The 23,286-nt window shown below is 72.1% G+C and carries 24 protein-coding genes; 13 read left to right on the top strand and 11 right to left on the bottom strand.

Annotated elements, in window-relative coordinates; genetic code table 11:
- Positions 1 to 128: 128 nt before the first annotated feature.
- Positions 129 to 410, bottom strand: coding sequence for a hypothetical protein (locus FLX07_RS32495; RefSeq protein WP_142575516.1), 282 nt, complete (start codon positions 408 to 410; stop codon positions 129 to 131).
- A 318-nt stretch (positions 411 to 728) separates the two neighbouring features.
- On the opposite strand from FLX07_RS32495, the gene FLX07_RS32500 reads away from it, so the two are divergent.
- Positions 729 to 1,013 (top strand): hypothetical protein, encoded by a 285-nt coding sequence (locus FLX07_RS32500; protein ID WP_142575517.1) that lies wholly within the window; start codon positions 729 to 731, stop codon positions 1,011 to 1,013.
- A gap of 148 nt (positions 1,014 to 1,161) precedes the next feature.
- Here the strand turns inward: FLX07_RS32500 and FLX07_RS32505 are convergent, their stop codons facing one another.
- Complete coding sequence (locus FLX07_RS32505) at positions 1,162 to 2,556, bottom strand: aminopeptidase P family protein (RefSeq protein WP_142575518.1); 1,395 nt, start codon at positions 2,554 to 2,556, stop codon at positions 1,162 to 1,164.
- A gap of 167 nt (positions 2,557 to 2,723) precedes the next feature.
- Between FLX07_RS32505 and FLX07_RS32510 the strand changes: the two genes are divergently transcribed.
- From FLX07_RS32510 to FLX07_RS32525, 4 genes are all read left to right on the top strand, one after another.
- A complete protein-coding gene (locus FLX07_RS32510) occupies positions 2,724 to 3,152 on the top strand; it encodes a CBS domain-containing protein (protein ID WP_142575519.1) in 429 nt (142 codons plus the stop codon).
- A gap of 80 nt (positions 3,153 to 3,232) precedes the next feature.
- Positions 3,233 to 3,487 (top strand): Smr/MutS family protein, encoded by a 255-nt coding sequence (locus FLX07_RS32515; protein WP_142575520.1) that lies wholly within the window; start codon positions 3,233 to 3,235, stop codon positions 3,485 to 3,487.
- Between the two features lie 1,246 nt (positions 3,488 to 4,733).
- Entirely contained in the window at positions 4,734 to 5,150 is a 417-nt protein-coding gene (locus FLX07_RS32520; protein ID WP_142575521.1) for a YciI family protein, read from the top strand.
- Complete coding sequence (locus FLX07_RS32525) at positions 5,150 to 6,376, top strand: RNA polymerase sigma factor (RefSeq protein ID WP_142575522.1); 1,227 nt, start codon at positions 5,150 to 5,152, stop codon at positions 6,374 to 6,376. Before FLX07_RS32520 ends, FLX07_RS32525 begins: the two co-directional genes overlap by 1 nt.
- A gap of 558 nt (positions 6,377 to 6,934) precedes the next feature.
- Here the strand turns inward: FLX07_RS32525 and FLX07_RS32530 are convergent.
- Both FLX07_RS32530 and FLX07_RS32535 read right to left on the bottom strand, forming a co-directional pair.
- Positions 6,935 to 7,585: a cupin domain-containing protein gene (locus FLX07_RS32530; RefSeq protein WP_142575523.1), complete on the bottom strand. Its 651-nt coding sequence runs from the start codon at positions 7,583 to 7,585 to the stop codon at positions 6,935 to 6,937.
- A 396-nt stretch (positions 7,586 to 7,981) separates the two neighbouring features.
- Positions 7,982 to 8,380, bottom strand: a complete 399-nt coding sequence (locus FLX07_RS32535) for an HGxxPAAW family protein (protein WP_208762508.1) — start codon at positions 8,378 to 8,380, stop codon at positions 7,982 to 7,984.
- Positions 8,381 to 8,447: 67 nt separating this feature from the next.
- Between FLX07_RS32535 and FLX07_RS32540 the strand changes: the two genes are divergently transcribed.
- Positions 8,448 to 8,963, top strand: a complete 516-nt coding sequence (locus tag FLX07_RS32540) for a MarR family transcriptional regulator (RefSeq protein ID WP_142575524.1) — start codon at positions 8,448 to 8,450, stop codon at positions 8,961 to 8,963.
- 149 nt (positions 8,964 to 9,112) lie between these two features.
- Here FLX07_RS32540 and FLX07_RS32545 read toward each other — a convergent pair whose 3' ends face one another.
- Both FLX07_RS32545 and FLX07_RS32550 read right to left on the bottom strand, forming a co-directional pair.
- The gene (locus FLX07_RS32545) at positions 9,113 to 9,403 is read right to left on the bottom strand and encodes a hypothetical protein (protein WP_142575525.1); all 291 of its coding nucleotides are present in this window, start codon (positions 9,401 to 9,403) and stop codon (positions 9,113 to 9,115) included.
- 39 nt (positions 9,404 to 9,442) lie between these two features.
- A complete protein-coding gene (locus FLX07_RS32550; RefSeq protein WP_142575526.1) occupies positions 9,443 to 9,895 on the bottom strand; it encodes a carboxymuconolactone decarboxylase family protein in 453 nt (150 codons plus the stop codon).
- A gap of 131 nt (positions 9,896 to 10,026) precedes the next feature.
- Between FLX07_RS32550 and FLX07_RS32555 the strand changes: the two genes are divergently transcribed.
- On the top strand, positions 10,027 to 12,843 hold the full coding sequence (locus FLX07_RS32555) for an AfsR/SARP family transcriptional regulator (protein ID WP_208762509.1): 2,817 nt from the start codon (positions 10,027 to 10,029) through the stop codon (positions 12,841 to 12,843).
- 135 nt (positions 12,844 to 12,978) lie between these two features.
- Here FLX07_RS32555 and dhaM read toward each other — a convergent pair whose 3' ends face one another.
- From dhaM to FLX07_RS38600, 5 genes are all read right to left on the bottom strand, one after another.
- Positions 12,979 to 13,353, bottom strand: coding sequence for a dihydroxyacetone kinase phosphoryl donor subunit DhaM (gene dhaM, locus FLX07_RS32560; RefSeq protein ID WP_142575527.1), 375 nt, complete (start codon positions 13,351 to 13,353; stop codon positions 12,979 to 12,981).
- Between the two features lie 108 nt (positions 13,354 to 13,461).
- Positions 13,462 to 14,088 (bottom strand): dihydroxyacetone kinase subunit DhaL, encoded by a 627-nt coding sequence (gene dhaL / locus FLX07_RS32565; protein WP_142575528.1) that lies wholly within the window; start codon positions 14,086 to 14,088, stop codon positions 13,462 to 13,464.
- Positions 14,089 to 14,116: 28 nt separating this feature from the next.
- Positions 14,117 to 15,109, bottom strand: a complete 993-nt coding sequence (gene dhaK / locus FLX07_RS32570) for a dihydroxyacetone kinase subunit DhaK (protein WP_142575529.1) — start codon at positions 15,107 to 15,109, stop codon at positions 14,117 to 14,119.
- Positions 15,110 to 15,245: 136 nt separating this feature from the next.
- On the bottom strand, positions 15,246 to 16,724 hold the full coding sequence (locus tag FLX07_RS32575) for a hypothetical protein (RefSeq protein ID WP_142575530.1): 1,479 nt from the start codon (positions 16,722 to 16,724) through the stop codon (positions 15,246 to 15,248).
- 35 nt (positions 16,725 to 16,759) lie between these two features.
- On the bottom strand, positions 16,760 to 16,960 hold the full coding sequence (locus FLX07_RS38600) for an aquaporin (RefSeq protein ID WP_280116562.1): 201 nt from the start codon (positions 16,958 to 16,960) through the stop codon (positions 16,760 to 16,762).
- A gap of 139 nt (positions 16,961 to 17,099) precedes the next feature.
- Between FLX07_RS38600 and FLX07_RS32585 the strand changes: the two genes are divergently transcribed.
- The 6 genes from FLX07_RS32585 (at position 17,100) to FLX07_RS32610 (ending at position 23,118) form a co-directional block, all read left to right on the top strand.
- The gene (locus FLX07_RS32585) at positions 17,100 to 18,044 is read left to right on the top strand and encodes an NAD-dependent epimerase/dehydratase family protein (protein WP_142575532.1); all 945 of its coding nucleotides are present in this window, start codon (positions 17,100 to 17,102) and stop codon (positions 18,042 to 18,044) included.
- Positions 18,045 to 18,050: 6 nt separating this feature from the next.
- Complete coding sequence (locus FLX07_RS32590; protein WP_142575533.1) at positions 18,051 to 18,977, top strand: RNA polymerase sigma-70 factor; 927 nt, start codon at positions 18,051 to 18,053, stop codon at positions 18,975 to 18,977.
- 267 nt (positions 18,978 to 19,244) lie between these two features.
- Positions 19,245 to 19,628 (top strand): DoxX family protein, encoded by a 384-nt coding sequence (locus FLX07_RS32595; RefSeq protein WP_142575534.1) that lies wholly within the window; start codon positions 19,245 to 19,247, stop codon positions 19,626 to 19,628.
- A gap of 414 nt (positions 19,629 to 20,042) precedes the next feature.
- Entirely contained in the window at positions 20,043 to 20,612 is a 570-nt protein-coding gene (locus FLX07_RS32600; protein ID WP_229689963.1) for a DUF1062 domain-containing protein, read from the top strand.
- Positions 20,612 to 21,385, top strand: a complete 774-nt coding sequence (locus tag FLX07_RS32605) for a cyclase family protein (protein WP_142575536.1) — start codon at positions 20,612 to 20,614, stop codon at positions 21,383 to 21,385. The genes FLX07_RS32600 and FLX07_RS32605 overlap by 1 nt, the downstream gene beginning before the upstream one ends.
- A complete protein-coding gene (locus tag FLX07_RS32610; RefSeq protein ID WP_142575537.1) occupies positions 21,382 to 23,118 on the top strand; it encodes a thiamine pyrophosphate-binding protein in 1,737 nt (578 codons plus the stop codon). Before FLX07_RS32605 ends, FLX07_RS32610 begins: the two co-directional genes overlap by 4 nt.
- Positions 23,119 to 23,286: the final 168 nt, after the last annotated feature.

The raw sequence follows: 23,286 nt of genomic DNA on the forward strand, positions 1-23,286 counted from the left end.
GAGGGCCTCCGGGCGATGTGAATCTTGGTCGACTCACACCACGCCAGAAGGCCCTCACCCTTTTCAAGGTCATCGACAGCGTGTCGCCGATCCTCCACCGCTGTCACCAACGTCCATGGTCAGAACATCTAGGCCAGGTCGAGCAGCAGGGCCCGAAGTTCGGGGTCCGGCTCGCTCTCCTGCTCCTCATGCTTGAGTCGGCCGTCGGGCTGCCTGACGACCTCGCTACGAATGAGCCGGCCGCCGAGTGAGGCGATGGCGGCGGCCTGCCAGGCGATCTCCTCTGGGATCCCGCAGGCATCGGCAGCCTCGTCGACGGAGCGGCGGGCCTTGATCTCTTCCACGAAGCGGGCTTCGAGCGCCCGCGGCAGCAGGCTCTTCGGCCGCTGCGGATCCTCATGCGCCTTCATGGCGGTAGGGGTACCAGACGAACGAACTAGGGTCGCGTCCTGAACTGCGTGAGAGGTCGCAAGCGAGCCGGTGTGATAACGCTGCCGCCGCTCCCCCGCCGTGCCCCAAGGTGAACACGCCGAAGCACAGCGGCTAGGCCACCTCCGCCACTACCAGCAGGGCCTGCTCAGTACCCAGCTGGAGGGATGCGAGCCCCGCCCGACACGCTCGACTCATGGACTTCAAGCTCGAAGTCGGGGCTGGAGTCGGCCGAGCGTGAGGATCTCCCGGAGGGCACGGTCGGTCTCATGGCCAGAATGCGACCGGTGTGCCAGGCCATGATCAACTTGACGTCCTGGGAACCCGTCTACTTCCAGGTCCCCGATCCGGTGGCACAGAAGTCCTGGCACCGGTTCGGGGTGGAAGTCAGGAAGGCGGGGTCTGCGTGCGTCCGGGCCGTCGACCGCGCAGACGTCGACGCATTCCACGTGTCCATGATCGGCCTCTTGGGCGGGTCCATAGGGGCGACAACCACCTCGGCCCTGATCGATGTGATCATCGATGATGCCGCCGACCCCGTTTACAAGGGCGAGCCCATAGAGCCGCCTCAGCCGCGTCTGTGAGGTGCGAGACGGCAACTCGTCGCGGAGGTACAGGCGGGGCAACCCGTCTCCGAGGTACGGGCCGGCACCCTGCAGGACGGCGACGGACACTCCTCCGGCTTCCGGTCCGGGCGGCGGGGCCCGGACCGGAAGCCACGAGCGGGGACGCTCACCCGGCCAGGGCGGCCATCCACGACTCGATCTCGTCGGCGCGGCGGGGCAGCGCGGCCGACATCAGCCGCGCGCCGTCGGCCGTGATGACGAGGTCGTCCTCGATGCGGACGCCGATCCCGCGCAGCTCCGGCGGCAGCGTCAGATCGTCGGGCTGGAGGTAGAGCCCCGGCTCGACGGTCAGCACCTGGCCCTCCTCAAGCACGCCGTCCAGGTAGGTCTCCGACCGCGCCCGGGCGCAGTCGTGCACGTCGAGGCCCAGCATGTGTCCGCTGCTGCACAGGGTGTAGCGCCGGTGCAGGCCTGCCTCGGCCTGCGCCCGGCTCAGCAGGCCCCACTCGCGCAGCCCGTCGGAGATCACCCGCATGGCGGTCTCGTGGAACTCGCGGAAGCGCACCCCCGGCCGCAGCACGGCGATGGCGGCCGTCTGCGCCTCGTAGACCAGGTCGTACACCTGCCGCTGCACCGGGCTGAACCGGCCCGACAGCGGCAGCGTGCGGGTGACGTCGGCTGTGTAGAGGTTGTCGCCCTCGACCCCGGCGTCCAGCAGCAGCATCTCGGCGGGGTTGAGCCGTCCGTCGTTGCGGATCCAGTGCAGCACGCACGCGTGCGCCCCGGAGGCCACGATCGACTGGTAGCCCACGGCGTTGCCCTCCAGCCGCGAGCGCATGCCGAAGACGCCCTCGACGTACCGCTCGCCGCGCGGGTGCGCGAGGGCCGCGGGCAGCGCGCGCACGACGTCCTCGAACCCGCGCGCGGTCGCGTCCACCGCCTGCTGCAGCTCCGCGATCTCCCACTCGTCCTTGACCAGCCGCAGCTCCGACAGGACCGCGGCCAGTTCGGCGTCGCGGTCGTCGCCGGCGGGGGAGACGAGCGCGTCGACCGAGGCGTCCACCCCGCGCAGAACGCGCGCCGGTCCGTTCAGCGCGGCCGGCAGCGCGTCGATGTGCGCGCACTCGATCTGGTACGCCGCATCGGCCTCCGCGAGGTCGAAACGGCGGCCCACCCAGAACTCGCCGTACCGCCGGTCGCGGTAGAACTCCTGCGACTCGGCACGGGACGGGCGGGGGTGCAGGAACAGCCGGGCGTCGCCCGACGGCTCGATCACCAGGACGTCGTCGGGCTGCTGGCCGCCGGTCAGGTACGCGAACGCGCTGTGCGTGCGGAACCGGTGGTCGTCGTCGTTGCTGCGGGCCCGCAGCGTGCCCGAGGGGATGACCAGCCGCTCGCCGGGCAGCCGTTCGGCGAGCCGCGCCCGGCGCTTGGCGGCGTACGCGGCGACCGGCAGCGGCGGCACGTCCTCGCGCGTGCCGGCCCAGCCGCCGCGCATGAACTCCGCGAGCGCCTCTGAGATAGGGAGATCGTGGCTCCCGGTGTTGATCTTCTCGGCCATCCTCTGCCCCCAGGGTGCGGTGATATTTCGCCATCGTAGGGGTGGGGGCCCTTGACGAGGTAGGACGACCGCTGTTGCCTGGGGAAACAGGATTCGCCGCTCCGGCCGGCCGGCGGGAGCGGAAGTGGGGACATGTCCCCCCGGGTGCCCCCTGAGAGGCGGTGTCGATGCTCATCGGAACGATCTTGCAGAGTAAGGGAACAGGTGTGGCGACCGTTCCTCCGCATGCCACGGTGTCCGAGCTTCTCGCCCGGCTGGCCGAGCTCAACATCGGCGCGGTCGTGGTCTCCGAGGATGGCCTGTCCATCGCGGGCATCGTGTCGGAACGCGACGTCGTGCGGAGGCTCAACGAGCACGGCGCCGCGCTGCTCGCCATGCCCGTATCGTCGATCATGACCGCGGAGGTGCGCACCTGCAGCCCGGACGCCAACGTCGACGAGCTGCGCCGCACCATGACCAACCACCGGATCAGGCACGTGCCCGTGGTCCGCGACGGCCGGCTGGCCGGCATCGTCAGCATCGGCGACGTCGTCAAGACCTCGATCCAGGAACTGGAGAGCGAGAAAGAGGCCTTGGTCGGCTACATCAACGGCTGACGCGAGGCCCCGCCGGCGTGGGGCGCGGTGACCTGCCTCGCCCCGCCCCCCGCGGCGAGCGGCGATTTAGACTCGGCTGCGTGAAGCTGAAGCTGGACCTCCACGACATCTACAACAAGGGCAGCGAGATCGACAAGGCGCTGCACGGCATCATCCAGGAGGCCATACGCAAGAAGGCGACCCAGGTGGAGATCATCCCGGGCAAGGGGTCCGGCCAGCTCAAGAAGAAGGTGCTGCGCTTCCTTGAGCAGAAGGAGATCAAGGCGCTCTACCACCGGATCGACAAGGATTCCAAGAACCACGGACGTCTGTTCGTCTACTTCCAGTGGAAGTAGGGGCGTCTCGCGTCCGCCCGGGTGAACGTCATGTCGATCCGGCCGAGGGCACGACCAGGGCACTCGGCGCGGTCGGCTCTTGGGTAGAAAGCGATCAGCGGCCCTGTGTCCAGGAGCAGCGGTCACACCGACCGATTGAAGCGCTCCGCCAGCAGATCTTCGACCCGTTCCGACAGATCGCCCTCTCCGGATGCGCCGATCCCCGCGATCGAAGGTCAGAGCGTGCCCGCTGCGTGCCCGTTCAATCGGCGATCAGCGGGGAAGCAACGGGAACGCACGGTGACTCCGCCAGCGTACGTCCAGGCCATCGTTTGCCCAGCTCAGATGGCTTGATCTTGAGAGACTTCCCAAGCACCTGGTCACGACATACGCCGTACCGCTCCTGGCGGCTATCGGGGGCGGCGGAGGGGCCCGTACGGACCGGACACCTCATTCAGGCAGTTCGCACAGCGTGAGGTCCGGCACGCCCAGGCTCCCGAAGGTGCACTGGGGGGCACTTCACTCACCAGCAGGGGCCCAGCAGACGGGCTCCTCGCCAGGCTCGGCACCCTCGCAACAGTCAGCCGGATCGCCGGAGCGAGCACCGGCCCGCAGCGATGAGATAAGCCCGTGCCCGTAGATCATCAGTGAGTCCACCCGGCGCCACCCTTCGCATCGGGGATCACAATCGCCCCAGCCGATCGTAATCACATTGACACATTCTGTCATCAGTACGTGTGTTCGCATCGTTCGGTCTGCACAGACACGCCTCTCGCGGAACCGCCGGTTAGGGGGTGGTGCCGGATGTGCGGCCACGCGCTGGTCACGAAGTTTGACAGCGCCGTAGGACCCGGGAATGCAGGGCATCCCTCAGGTGAACGTCCTGTCGATCCGGCCGAGGGCGCGACCAGGGCACTCGGCCCGGTTCGGCTCTTGGGTGAAGAACGCGTTCCCTGCGCGCCCCGGTCCGCTGCGTCCGGCGTCCGGAGGGCGTGCGTCGCGAAGCCGGGGTCCGCTGACCGAGTCACACGGCAACCGTGCGCATGTCCACCCCTGCTCCGAGTCATCCCTGCTCCGAGTCACCCCTGCTCCGGGTCACTCAGGCACTGCGGTGTGCCGCGGCACATGGCATCCGTACGGAACTGGGGGCGGGGGATCGGCCGTGACGCGACGATAAATTCTCCGGGGCCGTGTCGATCCGCGGGCCGCTCGTTCGACGTACGAGTGCGAGGGTCGACAGGCGGCCCCGCCGGAGGAGGAGAACACGATGTCGAAGTACATGCTGATCATGCGCGGCACCGATGAGTCGAACGCGGCCCTGATGGCCGACATCGACGAGATGATGGCCACGACCCGCCAGTTCATCGAGGAGATGGTCAAGGCCGGGGTTCTCCTGGCGGCGGAAGGGCTGGACGATCCGGGCCGGGGCGTCGTGGTCGACTTCAGCGGCGAGGTCCCGGTGGTCACCGACGGGCCGTACGGGGAGACCAAGGAACTGTTCGGTGGCTATTTCCTGCTCGATGTCGCCTCCAAGCAGGAGGCGGTCGAGTGGGCCAAGCGGGTCCCGGCGGCCACCGGGTCCAAGATCGAGGTCCGGCGGGTGGCCGGCGACGACGAGACGCCGCAGGACGCCGCGGGGTCCGTCGAGGCGCCGGCCCGGGGCGCGAGCAACGGCCCGATCTGATGGGCGCGGCCGACGTCGAGGCCGTCTGGCGGATCGAGTCGGCGCGGATCGTCGCCGCGCTGACCCGGTTCACCGGCGACTTCGCTCTGGCCGAGGACGCGGCCCAGGAGGCGGTGGCCCAGGCGCTGGTGTCGTGGCCGCTCGCTCCTCCGACCAATCCGGCCGGTTGGCTGATGGCCACGGCCCGGCGGCGGGCGATCGACGAGATCCGCCGCCGGACCGCCCTTCAGGACCGGCACGCCCTGCTGGCGGCCGGCCCGGCGGTCGACTCGGCGGTTGACGAAGAGGTCGACCCCGACAAGATCGACGATGACGTCTTGGCGCTGATGTTCATCAGCTGCCACCCGGTGCTTTCCCCCGAGGCCCGGGTGGCGCTGACCCTGCGCGTGGTCGGCGGTCTGTCCAGCGAGGAGATCGCCCGTGCGTTCCTCGTGTCCGTGCCGACCGTGCAGGCCCGCATCACCCGGGGCAAGAAGACGATCGCGGCGGCCGGGGTGCCGTTCGAGTTGCCGCCGGCCGACGAGCGCCGGCAGCGGCTGGGCGGGGTGCTCAGCGTCCTCTACGTGATCTTCACCGAGGGGTCGACGGCCACATCGGGTGACCGGCTGCTGCGCCCCGACCTCGCGTACGAGGCGATCCGGCTGGCCCGCACGCTGGCCGCGCTGCAGCCGGACGAGCCGGAGGTGCACGGCCTGCTGGCGCTGTGCGAGCTGACGGCCGCGCGCTTCCCGGCCCGGACCGGCCCGGACGGTTCACCGATCCTGCTGGAGGACCAGGACCGGCGGCGGTGGGACTTCTCGGCGATCCGCCGTGGGCTGGCCGCGCTGGTCAAGGCATCGACGCGCGGCCTCGGCCCCTACGGCCTGCAGGCCGCGATCGCGGCCGCCCACGCGACGGCGCCCTCGGTCGAGGAGACCGACTGGGACCGGATCGTGGTGCTCTACGAGGCGCTCGGCCGGGTGGCGCCCTCGCCGGTGGTCGAGCTCAACCGGGCCGTGGCCGTCGCCATGGCCTCGGGCCCGGCGCAGGCCCTGGCCATCGTGGACGAGCTGATCGCCTCAGACCGGCTCCCCGGTTCGCATTTGGTTCCGACCGTACGCGGGGAGCTGCTGGCCCGCCTCGGCCGGCGACCCGAGGCGCGCGCCGAGCTGGAGCTGGCGGCCCGGCTGTGCGCCAACCAGCGCGAACGCTCAGTGCTGCTGCGCAAGGCGGCCGCGCTGGGCTGACTTCTCCAGCCCGGCCGGCCGGGATCAAGCGCGACCTGGACGCCGCCGCGATCACGAGGGCGTCGAAGCCATGACCACACTCGATCCGGTGATCCACAGCGCGACAGCCTCGGCTCCGGCTTTCGGCAAGCCGTGCACCCTGCAGGGAGCCGTTTTGCCGTCTGCGGGTGCGGCCGGTGCGAGCATCGCGAGAGGCAGAAGCGATCACCACGGCTGGGGGAACATTGCGTCGAGCACTGATCGTGATATTGGGCGTGGCCATGGCGGCATCACCAGCCGCCACGGCCTGGGCGGGCCGGACGCCGGAGGTCGCGGGCGCGTCGGCGATCTTGCCGGGCGGGCAAGGGCCCGGTGCATGCGGTCCCGGATCCGGGCACGCAGACGCGGCCCGGACCACAGTCGACCGCCGCACACGGCCCCACCACGACACCTTCTGGCTCTGAGAACCGGACGGGCACGACGTCGTCGGCGCGACCGCGGCGGTCGCGGTGGCCGCCGCCGCCGCGGTGCTGCGCGGTGCGGTGCGGTGCGGTGCGGAGCGGGCTCGACGAGCCGGGTTCACACCTGGAGGCCGATCGCCGCTCCGATGGTCCGCGCCGGGTCACCAGGAGTGCCGGCAGGCGAGTTCGCTGGGCCGTCCGCCGTTCGCCCGTGCTGCGGGTGGGCCGGTCGCTGCTCCGGCTCCCGGGGCCACCACCGGCCCGGGTGCGAGCCGGGGCGGGCAGGCCGGTGATCCGAGCGGGGAGCCGAGGCGAGGTAGAACTCCGCCTTCTCCTCTTCGCTCATGTCCGCGAGCGTGAGCAGTCCCTCGAAATAGCCCTCTCGCGGGGCGCCCGGCGCGAAGTGCAGCAGCATCGACGCCGGCTCTCCCGACTCGTTGCGGAACGCGTGCACGCCGCCCTCCGGGACGTGCACGAAGTCGCCGGGGCCGGTGTCGATCCAGCGCCGCCCGTCGTAGATCCGCACCGTGCCGGTGAGGATGTAGAACGACTCGGAGATCGACCGATGGAAGTGGGCCGCCGGGCCGCTGGGCTCCGGTCCCATGTCCCAGCGGTAGAGCCCGAACTGTCCGTTGGTCGTCGCACCGGTCGCCAGATAGTGCACCGTGGTTCCGCTCGGATAGTCGAGCTCGGGCGTGGCGTCCGGGCGCCGGTACGAGGCCGTCGGCTCGCCCGTGTCACCGTGGTAGGTGGACGGTGGATAGGTCAATGGTCGTCCTCTCGTCGGATGCGGGTCGCTCGTCGGGACGCGGACCGAGCTGTTCGGCCTCCGTTCGGCGACACGAGCTGGTGAGGGTCAATCCTCCTCGCCCGTGGTGCTGAGTTCTTCGTACGTCCCCCTGCGTCGCTCGGTGTCGTTCGGCGTCGCCGGGTGCGTACGGCAGCACTCGCCGATTGAGATCGACAGTACGCCGACGGCCCGCCGAGGTGGACGAGGACGGCGTCCGCAGGGGGACCTGGTGCGAGTCCTCCGTCCTCTCCCGCGGGTCCTGTAGGGTCGCCGGGAAACCGGGGGCGTCCCGAGCCTCCACGGCACGGTAGAGGTCGTCGCACCGTTGATGGAGCACCTGGTCGAGCACCGCTCGATGCCGGGACGGTGCGGAGCTCAGCGGCCGGCGAATGCCGACATGCCGGAGAGGGCGGGTTCCTCGCGGACGGCGCCGGTGTGGGGAGCGCCTTCGGTTCCGGGTTCGTCTCCCCGGCCGCGTGGGCGGGCCGCGAGACGGCAGGCGAGGCAGTCGCCGTGGCCCGTCATCGGATCCTGCACCCGCCAGTCCCACTGCTCGGGGGGACGGGGGCCGCTGGGCTTGCCCCAGCCCGCCAGGTGCAGGGCCCAGGTGGCCAGGCCGCCCAGGACGATGACGCCGATGCCGAGCCAGACGCCGAGGGACGAGGCGGAACACATCGACACGCCCACCGTGGCGCAGCCGCACAGCGCGACGACGCAGCCGGTCCAGCCCGCGACCGTGTGCCCGAGATCCACGTCGTCGTGCATGCCGCTCATGATTCTCCTCGACGTGCGAGACAATTATCTCACGAACTAAACATCTTAGATTCTAAGGAGATTGAGGATGGACGGCAAGCCGCGCCCGGAGGCGACGCCCGAGCAGGCTCTCGCCGGCATGGACCAGCTGATCGCGCTCAGCCTGGTCGGGCAGCACGACATCGCCCAGCGGCTCGGGCTGAACGTCACCGACGTCACCTGCCTGGGCTTCATCCTGGCGGCGGGGGACGACCCGATCAGCGCGGGCGCGCTCGCCGAGCAGGCCGGCCTGACCACGGGTGCGGTGACCGGTGTGCTGAACCGGCTGGAGAAGGCCGGGTTCGCGCACCGCCGGGCGGACCCCGAGGACCGCCGCCGCGTGCGCGTCGTCGCCGACCCGGCCGCTGTCGCCACCGCCGCGGCCGTCTACGAGCCCTTCTACCGGAGGTTGAACGAGCTGTTCGCCGACTACACGCCCGCGGAGATCGCGGTGCTGTCCGACTGGTTCACCCGCGCGGGCGACCTGATGCGGACCTACCTGGAGGAGATCCGGCGCGACCAGCTCGCCGCCATGCCCCGCGCCCGGCGCACGCGGAGCCGTTGAGGCCAAGGCGCCCTGCCCACCGCTGCGCCCTGCCCACCCGCGCGCCCTGCCCCCTGCCGCCGCGCCCTGCTGCCGTACCCTGCCTCCCGCCTACCCGGCCCGGCCGCACCGGGCGTTCCCGCCCGGCCGGCCACTGCCTGTGGGCCGGGTCAGCGCTCGTCGACGACCCGGCCGTTCAGGGCGATGGCGTCCTTGGTCAGGGCCATGGTCAGCGGCGCCTCCGGGAAGGTCGGCATGGCGGCGAGCGCGGCGCCCATCTGCTCGCCGCTCTCCCAGTGCCAGGTGTCGGTGTAGGCGCCGTCCTCGAGCTGGACCAGCACGGTGCGGGTGAGGCCGGGATGCCCCTCCCTGACGGTCGCGATCAGCGAGGTCCTGCGGGCCAGGAACTCCTCCAGGTCGGATTCGGGGACGGAGTAGCGGTGCGAGCGGACGGCGGACATGTCGGTCTCTCCTTCTGTGTGGAGGTCGGGGGAGGGGGCCTACCAGCTGCCGGCGATCTGCCGGACCGGGGCGTTCAGGCGGTTGAAGAGGTTGCTGACGGCGGTCATCAGCAGGATCGAGGCGAGCTGCTTCTCATCGAAGTGGTCGGCGGCGTTGTCCCAGACCTCGTCGGAGACGGCGTCGGCGCGGTCGGCCAGCCGGGTGGAGGCCTCCGCCAGCGCCAGTGCGGCGCGCTCGGCGTCGGTGTAGTACGGGGTCTCGCGCCAGGCGGAGACCAGGCCGATGCGTTCGTCGCTCTCGCCGAGCTTGCGCAGGCTCTTCAGGCCGGCGTCGACACAGTAGCTGCACCCGTTGATCTGGCTGACCCGCAGGTGAATCATCTCCATGAGCTCCTGGGGGAGACCCTGCGACTGGGTGGCCTTCATCAGTTCCATGATCGGCTTCATCGCCGCGGGGATGATCGTGGCGGGGTTCTGCATCCGGGCTTCCATCGTGTTTCCTCCGTATCGGTTCCGGTGAGAGCCGTCTCGGTTCGTGCGAGAGCGGTTCGTGTGGGATCAGAGTCGCCGCCCGGATTGATACATTCGCTATGTGCGCACGATGTGATCGTGATGGGGGGGCGATGCTGCGCTTCACCCTTCTCGGCCCCGTCCAGATGGTCGTCGACGGCGCGCCCCTGACCGGCATCGCCCCACGTCATCGGGCTGTCCTGGCCTACCTCCTGCTCAACGCCGGCCGGGTGATCGGCATCGAGCGGCTGATCGACGCGATGTGGGGCTACGACCGGCCCGACACCGCCCGGTCGCAGATCCACGCCTCGATCACCGCGATCCGCAAGGTCCTGCGCGGCGCGGGAGCCGTAGGGCTCCTGCAGACGCGTGCCGGCGGCTACGTCGCGCAGCCGGAGCCCGGACAGGTCGACGCGCAGGAGTTCACCGAGCTGGTGGCCGCCGGCGAGCTGCGTAAGGCCCTGGACCTGTGGAGCGGCGAGGCGCTGGAGGACGTGCACGCGCATTACGTCACCGGCGTCCGGGAGCTCTGGAACGACCGGCGGCTGTCGGCGTACGAGCGCCTGGCGGAGGGCGAGCTGGCCGCGGGGCGGCACGGCGATCTGCTCGACGGGCTCGCGGCCCAGGTGGCCGCCAATCCGCTGCGGGAGAAGCTCAACGGTCATCTCGTCCTGGCCCTGCACCGGGCGGGGCGGCAGCCCGACGCCCTGGCCGCCGCGCGCGCCTACCGTACGGCTCTCGCGGACGAACAGGGCCTCGACCCCGGACACGCCTTCACCGAACTGGAACGGGCGGTCCTGAAGGACGATCCGGCCCTGCGCCTGGCCGGTCCGGCGCCGGTGGCTCCCCACCCGCCGTCCCGCTCCACCTTCCTGCCCTACGACACTCCCGATTTCTCCGGACGGACCGCCGAACTGGAGCGGCTCGCGGACGAGCACCACAACGACCACGACGAGCCGGCGGTCGTCACGATCGACGGCATGGCCGGGATCGGCAAGACCGCTCTCGCCGTCCACGTGGCCCACCGGCTGGCCGCCCGCTATCCGGACGGCCGGCTCTTCGTCGACCTGCAGGCCCACTCCGCGGGCCGGGAGCCGATCGACGCCGCCGCCGCGCTGGAGACACTCCTCCGCCAGCTCGGGGTGCCCGCCGGCCGCATCCCGGTCACCCCGGCCGAGCGGAGCGCCCTCTGGCGCGCCGAGCTGGCCGGTCGCCGGGTGCTCGCCGTGCTGGACAACGCTCTCGATGCCGAGCACGTGCGCCCCCTGCTGCCGGGACGCTCCGGCACCCTCGTCCTGATCACCAGCAGGCGGCGGCTCGTCGATCTGGACGGCGCCCAGGCGTTGTCGGTGGACGTGCTGGGCGAGGCGGACGCCGCCGGGCTGTTCGCGCGGATCGTGGGTGAACGCGCTCACCAGGAGCCGGACGCCGTCCGCGAGGTGCTGCGGCTGTGCGGGCACCTCCCGCTCGCCATCCGGATCTCCGCGGCCCGTCTCCAGCATCGCCCGCGCTGGACCGTGGCCTACCTGGCCGGGCGGCTGCGGGACCATCGCCGGCTCCTCGACGGGGTGTCGGCGGCCTTCGCCCTCTCCTACGAGCAGCTCCACGAAGACGAGCAGCGCATGTTCCGCCTGCTCGGGCTGGTGCCGGGGCGCGACATCGACGTCTGCGGCGCGGCCGTGCTGGCCGGGATCCGCGAGGACGAGGCCGAGGAGCTGCTCGAAGGCCTCCTCGACGCCCACATGCTCCTGCAGCTCGAACCAGGCCGCTACACCTTCCACGACCTGCTCCGTGAGCACGCCCGCTCGCTCGCCGATGACGACTGCGCCGTCATGCGGCTGCTCACCTACTACCTGCACCGCTCCCGGGCGGCGATGGACCGGCTCTTCCCGTACACGGTCGGCCAGCGGGAGGGCATCCCCCAGCCGGCCGCCCCGATCGCGCCCATCCGCGACGCCGCGGAGGCGATCGCCTGGCTCGACGCCGAACGCTCCAACATCATCGCGACCGCAGTGCACGGCCCCGAGATCTGCCTGGGCATGCTGGCCCTGGCACTGCGCCCCTACCTCGACCGGCACGCGCATCATGACGACGCGCTCACGCTGCACACCCTGGCGCTGCGGCGCAGCCGCGCGCTCGGCGATCCCGAGGTCCAGGCGCGAGCGCTCACCGACCTGGCGCGGACCTACTGGCGGCTCGGCGAGTACGAGCGGGCGGAGGAGCATGCGCGGCAGGCCCTCGACGCGTGCGAGGACGCCGGCGAGCGGGCCCGGGCACTGCTCACCCTGGGAAACGTGGCCCTGCGCCGCGGCCGGGACACCCAGGCGGAGCAGCACCTCAAACAGGCGCTCGACCTCACCCGCATCGGCGCCGACACCTGGGGCGAGGCCAACGTGCTCGGCATCCTCGCCCTCCTCCTCGACCGGGCCGGCCGCCCCGAGGAGGCCCGGCGCCATCTCGACCTGGCACTGGCGCTCCACCGCAAGGTGGGCGACCCGGCGGGAGAGGCGGTGATCCTCGACCACCTCGGCGTCGTCCTCCGGCGCCAGGGCGAGCTCGCCCAGGCACGCATCCGCCATGAGCAGGCCGTGGTTGTCTGCCGCACGCTCGGCAACACCGCCGGTGAGGCGTCCGCGCGCAACGGGCTGGCCGAGGCGGCGGGAGACCCGGCTCTGGCGGTCGAGGAGCACACGTCCGCACTCGCGCTCGCCGACCTCGCGCGCAACCGGCCGGAGCGGGCGCGTGCCCACGACGGGCTGGCACGCGCCTACCTCGCGCTCGGGCACGCGGAGCAGGCGTGTGAGCATGCGCGGCTGGCGCTCGGCCTCTACGCCGAGCTCGGTGTTCCGGAGGCCGAGGAGGTCCGCGACTTCCTGGAGAGCGCGGGAAAGTCCGCGAGGCAGGACCGCCCTGCGCCCGTGGGGTCCTGACCGCTCTGTCGCAGAACGGCTCCGGCCGCCTCGAACCGGGCTCCGGCGCGTCCGTCAGCCGCCGAGCACCACGCCGTGGGTTCAGAGCTCGCTGTGGGTTCAGAGCTCGCCGTGGGTTCAAAGCTCGCCGTGCGTTCAGAGCTTGCGGACACGCCACGCCTCCTCGGCCGCTGCCAGCACACCGTCCAGCGAGGCCCCGCCGCCCGCCGCGACGACCGCGGAGACGGCGCCCTCCACGAACGGCACGTCGGCGATCACGACGTGACCCGGAGTCTGCAGCAGTCTGGCGGTGAGCACCGAGCTGCCGAGGTCGGGGATCAGCACGACGCCGTCTCCCTGGTCCACCTCCTCGATGGCGGCGGTCACCCGGTCGGGGCTGGTGCCGAGGCCGCCGTCCTCGGTGCCTCCCGCCGCCGCCAGCGGCACCTGCGCGCCGCCGATCTGCCTGGCCAGATCGGCCACCTCCGCGGCCAGGCCGCTGCTGTGTGAAATGAGTACGATGCCAACCATTCGCTGTTCCTGAAGATCGTCCGGCATGGTCGAAAAGTGATCCGGTCGGTGGAGCGCATGGCGCTCATCACCGGCCCGGGCTCCGCGCGGCCCGGCCGGGGCTCGCGGTCATCGGGAGGCGGCGGCCTTCAGCGCGCCGAACAGCAGAGCCGTTGAGGCGGCGCCGGGATCCTCGTGCCCGACGCTGCGCGGCCCCAGGTAGCTGGCCCGCCCCTTGCGGGCCTGCAATGGGATCGTCGCCCCGGCGCCCTGCTCGGCCGCGGCGGCCGCGGCCTCCAGCGCCTCCTCCGGCTTCAGCCCGTCCCGAACGGCCTGGGCCAGCGCCTCGGCGGCCGGGGCGAGGGCGTCGACCATGGTCTTGTCGCCCTCGGCCGCGGCGCCGAGGCGCTGGACGCCGGCCAGGGCCGCGTTCAGGCCCGTGCTCAGCTCGGCCGGGGAGATCTCGGCTGCCTCGCCGAACGCCTTGCCCATCTCGCGGAAGGCGGTGCCGTACAGGGGGCCCGAGGCGCCGCCGACCTTGCGGATGAGCGTGGAGCCGACGAGGACGAGGAGCGCGCCCGGGGTCTGCGGGGAGGCGCCGGCCAGCGCCTCCTGCGCGGCGGTGAACCCGCGGTCGAGGTTGGCGCCGTGGTCGGCGTCGCCGATCGCGGCGTCCAGTTGGGTGAGGTGGTCGCGCCGCGCCCGCACGGCGGTGGCGATCTCCTCGATCCAGGCGGCGAAGAACTGGGTGTTCACGAGGGGACTCCAGAGGTTCGGATGGCGGTCAGCGGCCCCAGCGCAGCGCGGGTGTCTCCACCGGCGCGTCCCAGAGCCGGGTGAGCTCGCCGGTCGGCGAGCACGTCGTCACCGAGAAGCCTTGCATGTCGAGGCTGGTCACGTAGTTGCCGACCAGGCTGCGCACCGCTGTGGCGCCCTTCTCCCGCAGGTACGCCTCCACCTCGGCGAAGACGATGTACAGCTCGATGAGCGGGGTCCCGCCCATGCCGTTGACCATGACGAGCGTCTCGCCCGACAGCGGCAGGTCGGCGTCGATCGCGTCCATGGCGGTACGCGCGATCTCGCGGGCCTCGCGCATCGGGGCCCGGGTCCGGCCGGGCTCGCCGTGGATGCCGATGCCGAGCTCGATCTCCGTGTCGCTCAGCTCGAACGTGGGCTTGCCCGCGGCCGGGACCGTGCCGGGTGTCAGCGCCACCCCGAACGAGCGGCTGCGCTCGTTGACCTCCCGGGCGACCCGCGCCACCTCGGCCAGGGGCGCGCCGGTCTCGGCCAGCGCGCCGGCGATCTTCTCCACGAACAGCGTGGCGCCGGTGCCCCGGCGGCCCGCGGTGAACAGGGAGTCCTGCACCGCCACGTCGTCGTTGACGAGCACGGTCGCCACCTCGACGCCCTCGTCGCCGCTGAGCTCGGCGGCCATCTCGAAGTTCAGCACGTCGCCCGTGTAGTTCTTCACGATGTGCAGCACGCCGGCGCCGCCGTCCACGCCCTTGGCGGCCTCGATGAGCTGGTCGGGGACGGGGGAGGTGAAGACCTCTCCGGGGCAGGCCGCGTCGAGCATGCCGTAGCCGACGAACCCGGCGTGCAGCGGTTCGTGTCCAGAACCGCCGCCGGAGACCAGGCCGACCTTGCCCGGCCGGGGGGCGTCGGCGCGGAAGACGACCTTGTTCTCGATATCGACGCGGAGCGAGGGGTGTGCCGCGGCGAGGCCGCGCAGCGCGTCGGTGACGACGGAATCGACACTGTTGATGAGCTTTTTCATGATGCGGTCCCTACTGCCGTGGTCGTGCTCTCCAGCTTCGTCCTTCCTCGCGAGGCCGCAAGCGCCGTGTAGGCGAGTGCCCCGACCAGGCCGCCCGCGAACTCCCCGATGAAGGAGGCCGGCAGCCGGTCCCGGCTCACCCGCGGCGGTAGCCGCCACGGGCCCGGATCGCGAGATGCGCGCCGAGGGCGACGGCCGGACAGCACAGCACGACCGCCAGCAGCACGGCGGTGCCGTAGTCGTCGGGCCACCCGGCGCTCCAGCCACGGAACGGCAGGTAGATCGCGGCGAAGGTCAGCGGCGCCGCGATGATCGAGCTCAGCCCCCGCGTACTGGAGTAGACGACGGCGGCGGCCAGCCCGACGCTCCCGCCCAGCACGAGGAGCGCGCCCAGGATCGTGAACGGCAGCCCGAAGATGCCCGGCGGGCCCTTCACCGTCATGTAGAGGCCCCCCCAGGTGACGTACCCGGCGGCCACGAACCCGAGCGGCGACCTCCGCCAGCCCCCGGCGAACGCCAGTGCGGCCAGCAGCACGGTGAGCGCGGTGAGGTAGGCCGTCCCCGTCTCCGCCTCGATGTGCTCGCCCGCGTCGAAGAGGGGAGCGGCCGCCTGCTCCGACAGGTCCTCGTATCCCCGCAGACCGAGCCGGTGCCATCGCCCGGAGACATCGCGCAGCGCCACGCCGTCGCGGCCGTTCGCCACGGCGACGAGGTGCCCCCGGGGCGCGGGCAGGACCGTCACGGCCACGGACCGCGCCGTGTCGCTGCTCGCGTAAGGGGCGTAGATCCGGTTCAGGTAGCGCTGCCGGCTGGGGGAGATCTCCCAGGCCGTCGTCCAGGTGGCTCCCGCGTCGTCGGACTGCTCGACCCTGAGCAGTGGCGGGGCCACTCGGTAACAGCGCCTCGGCTCGCCGGGGACACAGGATGTCCGCGACGATTTCTCGGACGGCGGGCTGGTCCAGCGATGCCACGACCGGCCCTGGTCGCTCGTGGCGAGCCCGTCCGGGCCGTAGCCGAGGTACACGACGATCACCGCGTCGTGCGCCTCCACGTGCAAGGCGGACGGAGGGATCGGAGCCGCGGCGGTGGCGGTGACCGCGAAAACCGCCGCGGGCAGGGCGACCAGCAGCCGGGCGCGGCGTGCGGAACGGCCGGGGAGGGAGGACGGTCGTACGGCGTGCCGCCGGACGACCCAGGCGAGGCCGAGGGCGGGCAAGGCGAGCAGGTCGGTCGGGTCCGCGACGACGCCGGCGGAGGGGGTGAACAGCGCCCAGATGTCGGCGGCCGCCCGCGCTCCGACCGGCGTGGTCTTCACGAGGGCGAAGACCGCGCCGGTCAGCGCGATCGCCGCCAGCGCGGCCCGCCTGCCCGCCTCCCCGGGGGCGACGGCGCCGCCCGGGGCGGGCGCGGCGGGGCGCTGTACGGCGAGGGCCGCAGCGAGCGCCAGCAGCGGCGGGGCGACCAGCATGCCCGCGACGTCGCTCAGCTTGCCGGTGACCAGGCCCGGCCACAGGCGCTTGAGCAGGTGGTCGTTGACGAGGAGCACCGCGATCGCGGTCAGCGTCGCGGGGTGACCGAGCCACGCCCCGGCCGTCACCCGGCTCCGATCGGTCATCCGCGCCATCCCGTCCTCCCCGCGTCCCCTGATGATCAACCCGGCGTACGGTTCATCGCGGCCCGGGGCGCGGGCGTTGCACGGGCGTTGCACGGGCCGGGGATATGGCGTTCCGGGGGGAAGCGGCCGGTCGCGGCGAGGGCGACCGTGACCGCCGGATTGATGTGGGCGCCGGAGATGTGCCCGATCGCGTACACCATGCCCACGATGACCAGCATGAACGCGAAGCTGATCAAGCCGAGCTGGCCATGGAGAAGGGCGCTTGGGAGCCGCCTCCGGCATCTGTGTGAGGTGCGTCACGGCCGTTCATGGGCAGGCGGGGTGCCTCGTCTCTAGTGCTGAGCGCGACTTCATAGCGCAGTGAACGGAGACGACATGAGAATCTTCATCGCCGGGGCGTCCGGGGCGATCGGCACCCACCTCGTCATCCGGTTGGTGGCCCGGGGCCACCAGGTGGTCGGCACGACCCGCTCGCGGGCCAAGACCGGGCCGCTGCGGGCGCTGGGCGCCGAACCGGTCGTCGTCGACGCGCTCGATCCTGACTCGGTGGCCGACGCGGTGGCCAAGGCCGCGCCCGAGGTGATCGTCCACCAGCTCACCGCGCTGGGCGGGCCGTCGGGCTTGCGGCAGGTCAAGCGGATGGCGGCCGCCACCAACCGGCTGCGGACGGAGGGCACCGACCACCTGCTGGCGGCGGCGCGCGCGGTCGGCGTCGGCAGGTTCGTGGCGCAGGGCAACGCCTTTTGGATGGAACGCACCGGCGGACCGGTCGCCGACGAGAACGGCCGGATCGAGCCGCACCCGCCCGCCGACGCCGCGGAGGCCGTGGCCGCGCTGCGCCACGTGGAGGACGCTGTGACCGGCATCACCTGGGCCGACGGCATCGTGCTCCGCTACGGTTCCTTCTACGGCCCCGGGACGGGCCTCAGCGCCGCGCCGGACGCGGTCATGACCGAGCAGATCCGCAAGCGGAGGTTCCCCATCATCGGCAGCGGCGACGGCGTGTGGTCGCTGGTGCACATCGCCGATGCCGCAGCGGCCACCGTCACGGCCGTCGAGCAAGGCGAGGCCGGGATCTACCACGTCGCCGACGACGACCCGGCTCCGGTGCGCGTCTGGCTGCCCTACCTGGCCCGCATGCTCGGCGCCGAACCGCCGCGCCGGGTGCCGGCCTGGCTCGCCCGCCCGCTGGCCGGTGAGGGCGCGGTCGACATGATGACGCGGGCCCGCGGGATCTCAAGCGAGAAGATCAAGCGCGAACTGGGGTGGACGCCGCAGCACCCGAGCTGGCGCACCGGGTTCGTCAACGGATTGAGCTGACCAGGCATGTCCACCTCGGATCTGTACGGCGAGCTGCGGCCGCGCGCCTTCGCCATCGCCTACCAGATGCTCGGCAGCGTCGGCGAAGCCGACGACGTGGTGCAGGAAGCGTTCCTGCGGCTGCACCAGACCCAGAGCGGAGGCGAGACGATCGCCTCACCACGGGCCTACATCGCCACCCTGGTCACCCGGCTGGCCATCGACCAGTTGCGCTCGGCACGCGTACGGCGGGAGCGATACATCGGCGAATGGCTGCCGGAACCGCTCGCCACCGATCCCACGCCGGGCGAGCACGCCGAGACCGCCGACTCGCTGTCGCTGGCCGTCATGGTGCTGCTGGAAAGCCTGACGCCGCAGCAGCGGGCCGCGTTCCTGCTCCGCGAGGTGTTCGACTATCCGTACGCGGAGGTCGCCGAGATCGTCGGCACCGACGTGGACACCACAAGGCACCTGGTCGCCCGCGCCCGCGGCCACCTCCGGCAGCGCCGCCCGCGCTACCACGCCTCCCGGCAGCAGCGGCAGCAGCTCGCCGGACGCTTCTTCGCCGCCGTCGAGCACGGCGACCTGCGCGCGCTGGAAGAGCTGTTGGCACAGGACGTGGCGATGCACGGCGACGGTGGCGGCAAGGTGCCGGCGCTGGGACGGCCGCTCAACGGACGCCTGCGCGTGGCGCGCGTCCTGGCGGCGATGGCGCCCCTGCTGGCCCGTGCCGGCGGTGTGCGCTTCCACCTCACGCAGGTCAACGGCCAGCCGGGGGCCCTGGTCTTCGACGCCCGCGACCTGCTGGTCGGGGTGATGGGACTGGAGATCTCCGACGGCCGGATCCAGACCATCCACTCCATCGTCAACCCCGACAAGCTCCAGCATTTCGACCGGGTCGGCGACCTCGGCGCCCTGGTCCTCGCGGAGCACGGGGAAACCGGAAAGGGCTGAACCCGCCGGGCAGACGGGTCACGACGCCTCCCGGCGATCCCCGGCGATCTCCGCCGACGAGCGGATCGCCCCTGGAACCGGCCGATCCGGGCGCTCGCATTGTCGATGCGATCGAGCGGCGCCGCTCCCGGTTCCGACATCGTCCAGCAGCCGCCTGAAACCACCGGCTCGATCGCCGCCGGTCCGGACACTCGGCGGCCTCCACTTCATCCGCGCCCTTGGGCGCATCCACGACGTTCGTACCCCTGATCCCGATTGGACGACTCGATGAACCTCGCACTGTGGCTCGTTGCCGGCCTGCTGGCCGTGGTAGCACTGGCCGGCGGCGCCATCAAGGCACTCACGCCGAAGGAGAAGCTTGCCGCGACCCCAGGTGGAGCATGGACGCGAAGCGTCAGCGCCGGGGGAGTCAAGGCCCTCGGCGTCCTGGAGATCCTCGCCGCGGCCGGCTTCACGCTGCCCGCCGCGACCGGCATCGCACCGGTGCTGGTGCCGGTGACCGCCCTCTGCTGGACCGCGCTGATGGCCGGAGCGATGATCACCCACGGCCGTCGCGGCGAGCTCCGGTTCGCGGCGCTGAACCTGGCCTACCTCGCGCTTGCCGTGTTCGTGGCCTGGGGCCGCTTCGGCCGCGGCACCTTCACGGGCTGACCGCCCACTTCCCGGGCGGTGCCGGGGGCCGAGGCCGCGGGTTCGGCCCGGCCCCCGGCGCGACGCGGCCGAACCGCGGCCGAACCGCGGGCCCCGGCGATTCGTGGGCGCGTGTCCCACGCCGGCGTCCGCCGGCGGTGCCGAGGCAGCACCACCGTCGGCGGAAAAACCGTTTGAGCCTGCCGTACGCGCTCTCGTAGGGTGCCTGCGGCCCATCGCTGTGAGGACAGAGGACATAACCGCGTGACCCCGCCTGCTCTTCAGACCTGACACCTTCTTCCGCTCACCTTCACGCCGACCGTTCCGTCGGCTCTGCCGGGCTGCCCGCGTGCGCCCGGTCATGCAGCGTTTAAGGCCGCGCGCAATCGGCCTCGTGTCAGGTCTAGAGAGATCATGTCTTCACAACCTCATATCGTGCTGCCCTGGGTCGTCCGCCGGACCAGGCTGCCTCTGCTGTCGTCGCGGTGCGTGGACTGCCGGTCGGAGTCGGCCACCACCGGCGAGGGCAGGTTCCGCGTCAACGCCAACGGCAAGCTGCTGGACGTGTGGCTGCTGGTCCGCTGCGTGTCCTGCGGCCGTACGAGCAGGCTCGGCGTGCACGAGCGGGCGCCGGTCGGCTCGTTCGATCCGGCCGAGCTGGAGCGCTACCACGCCAACGATCCGGAGCTGGTGGCGGCCACGCTGCTGGATCCGCTGTTCGTCCGGCGCAGCCGCGTCGCTCTCGACTGGCAGGGGGCGTGGCGGCTGGACACACCGTCGGCATGGCTCGATGCCCCTGGCCGACGTACGGAGTCGGGTCCCCGGGGACGACCGAGCCGCGCGGTGGTTCCAGGGATCGGTTCGAGGGATCGGAATGCGCGCCGCGTCTGGCGTCGCCCGCATGGTTTGGACGATCATCGTCGCGTACGTTCACCCGCGTCTGATATGGCGTTCCGGGGGGAGGGTGTAGGAGTATCGCAGGGGCGTGAATCAAGGAGGCGTTGATGTCGGTGTTGCGGGATCTGGTGGACGGCATCCGGGGCGGCGGGATCGAGGTGCTCGACCTCACCGCACCGCTGAGCGACACGACGCCGATCCTGCTGCTGCCCGAGCCGTTCGGGCAGACGGTGCCGTTCTCGATGCAGGAGATCAGCCGGTACGACGACCGGGGCCCGGCCTGGTACTGGAACAACTTCACCACCGGCGAGCACACCGGCACGCACTTCGACGCGCCCGTCCACTGGGTGACAGGGCGCGACGGCGAGGACGTGTCGCAGGTCGCTCCCGCCAAGCTGATCGCCCCCGCCGTGGTGCTCGACTTCAGCGCGCAGTCGGCCGCCGACCCCGACTTCCTGTTGGAGGTCGACCACGTCAAGGCGTGGGAGGCCGAGCACGGGCCGCTGCCCGACGGCGGCTGGCTGCTGTATCGCACCGGCTGGGACGTGCGCGCCCACGACCAGGCGGAGTTCCTGAACGCCGACGAGACGGGGCCGCACACGCCGGGCATGTCGCCCGCCTGCGCCCGCTACCTCGCCGAGGAGACGCCGATCGCGGGCATCGGGACGGAGACCGTCGGCACCGACGCGGGCGCGGCCCACTCCTTCGACCCCGCCTTCCCCTGCCACTCCTATCTCCTCGGCGCCGGGAAGTACGGCCTGACCCAGTTGCGCAACCTCGACCGGCTGCCGCCGACCGGCGCGGTGGTGATCGCCGGTCCGCTGCCGATCGTCGGGGGCTCGGGCAGCCCGGTCCGCGTGCTCGCGCTGGTGGAGCGGTGAACGTCGCGGAGGCGGTCGGCGCGGTCCTCGCCGCCCTCGGCGTACGGGCGGCCTTCGGCGTCGTCGGCAGCGGCAACTTCCACGTCACCAACGCCCTAGTCGAGCACGGCGTGCGGTACGTCGCGGCGCGGCACGAGGGCGGGGCCGCCACGATGGCCGACGCCTACGCCCGGATGAGCGGCGAGGTCGCCGTGCTCACCGTCCACCAGGGGCCCGGCCTGACCAACGCGCTGACCGGTATTACCGAGGCGGCCAAGAGCCGCACCCCGCTGCTCGTGCTCGCCCCGGAGGTGACCTCGCCCACCTCCAACTTCAGGATCGACCAGACCGCGCTCGCCGAGGCCGTGGGCGCGCACTGCGCCAGGGCCGGGTCGGCCGCCACGGTCGTGGACGACACCGTGATGGCGTTCCTCGCCGCCCTGCTCGGGCGCCGTACGGTGGTGCTCAACCTGCCCCTGGACGTGCAGGCCGAGACGCTGCCCGACGAGGCCGGCGAGGCCGTACGCGAACTGCTGGCCGGCCGGGGCGGCGCGCACCGCGACGTGGCGAGCCGCGTGCCGGCGGCGTGGGGGCTGACGTTTCCCGTCGAGTCGGCGATTGAGGAGCCGGAGGGACTCACGTCCGACGAGCTGCCGCGGTTGGCGCGGATGCTGGCCGAAGCGGAGCGGCCGGTCTTCGTGGCCGGCCGGGGAGCCCGCGGCGCGCGGCGGGAGCTGGAGGCACTCGGCGAGCGGGTGGGGGCGCTGTTCGCCACCTCGGCGGTCGCCAAGGGCCACTTCCACGGCAGCCCCTGGGACCTCGACGTGAGCGGCGGCTTCGCCACCCCGCTCGCGGCCGAGCTGATCCGCGGCGCCGACCTCGTCGTCGGCTGGGGCTGCTCGTTCACCATGTGGACCACCCGGCACGGCGCGCTGATCGCGCCGGAGACCCGGGTCGTCCAGGTGGACCTCGACCCCGACGCGCTGGGCGTGCACCGCGAGATCGACCTCGGCGTGGTCGGCGACGTACGCGAGACCGCGCGGGCGGTCGCCGCCCTGCTCGGCGAACCGGGCGCGGGGGACGAGACGGGGACGCGCGGTTACCGCACTCCGGGGATCGCCGGGCGCATCGCCCGCGAGGGGCGCTGGCGCGACGTGCCCTACGAGGACCTGGGCACGGAAGGACGCATCGATCCCCGCACGCTGACCATCGGGCTCGACGACCTGCTCCCGCAGGAGCGGCTGGTGGCCGTCGACTCGGGGAACTTCATGGGATATCCGTCGATGTTCCTCACGGTCCCGGACGGCGGCGCGTTCTGCTTCACCCAGGCGTACCAGTCGATCGGGCTCGGCCTGGCCACCGCGATCGGCGCGGCCGTCGCACGGCCCGACCGGCTCGTGGTCGCCGCCCTCGGTGACGGCGGGGCCCTGATGGGCGTCGCCGAACTGGAGACGGTCGTACGGCTCGGCCTGCCGATGGTGGTCGTGGTCTACGACGACGACGGGTACGGCGCGGAGGTCCACCATTTCGGCCCGCACGGGTTCCCGCTCGGCGCGGTCACCTTCCCGCCCGCCGACATCGCGGGCATCGCGCGGGGCTTCGGCTTCGAGGCGGTGACCGTACGGCGGGAGGAGGACCTGTCGGGGGTCGCCGAGTGGCTGAAGGGGCCGCGCGACAGACCCCTGCTCGTCCATGCGAAGGTCACCGCCGACCGGCCGTCGTGGTGGCTGGAGGAGGCGTTCCGCGGCCACTGATCCGGCACGGAACCCGGCACGGACTCGGCACGCACCCGGCACGCACTGGCACCGACCCGAAGCGGCGCCCGGCGCTGACTCGCTACGGGCTCGCTGCGGACCCGAAGCGGACCCGAAGCGGATCCGGGCAGAAAGAGGACCTTCGGCCCGGATAAGTTACGCGCGAGT

Source organism: Microbispora bryophytorum (assembly GCF_006874465.1).
GTDB lineage: Bacteria > Actinomycetota > Actinomycetes > Streptosporangiales > Streptosporangiaceae > Microbispora > Microbispora bryophytorum.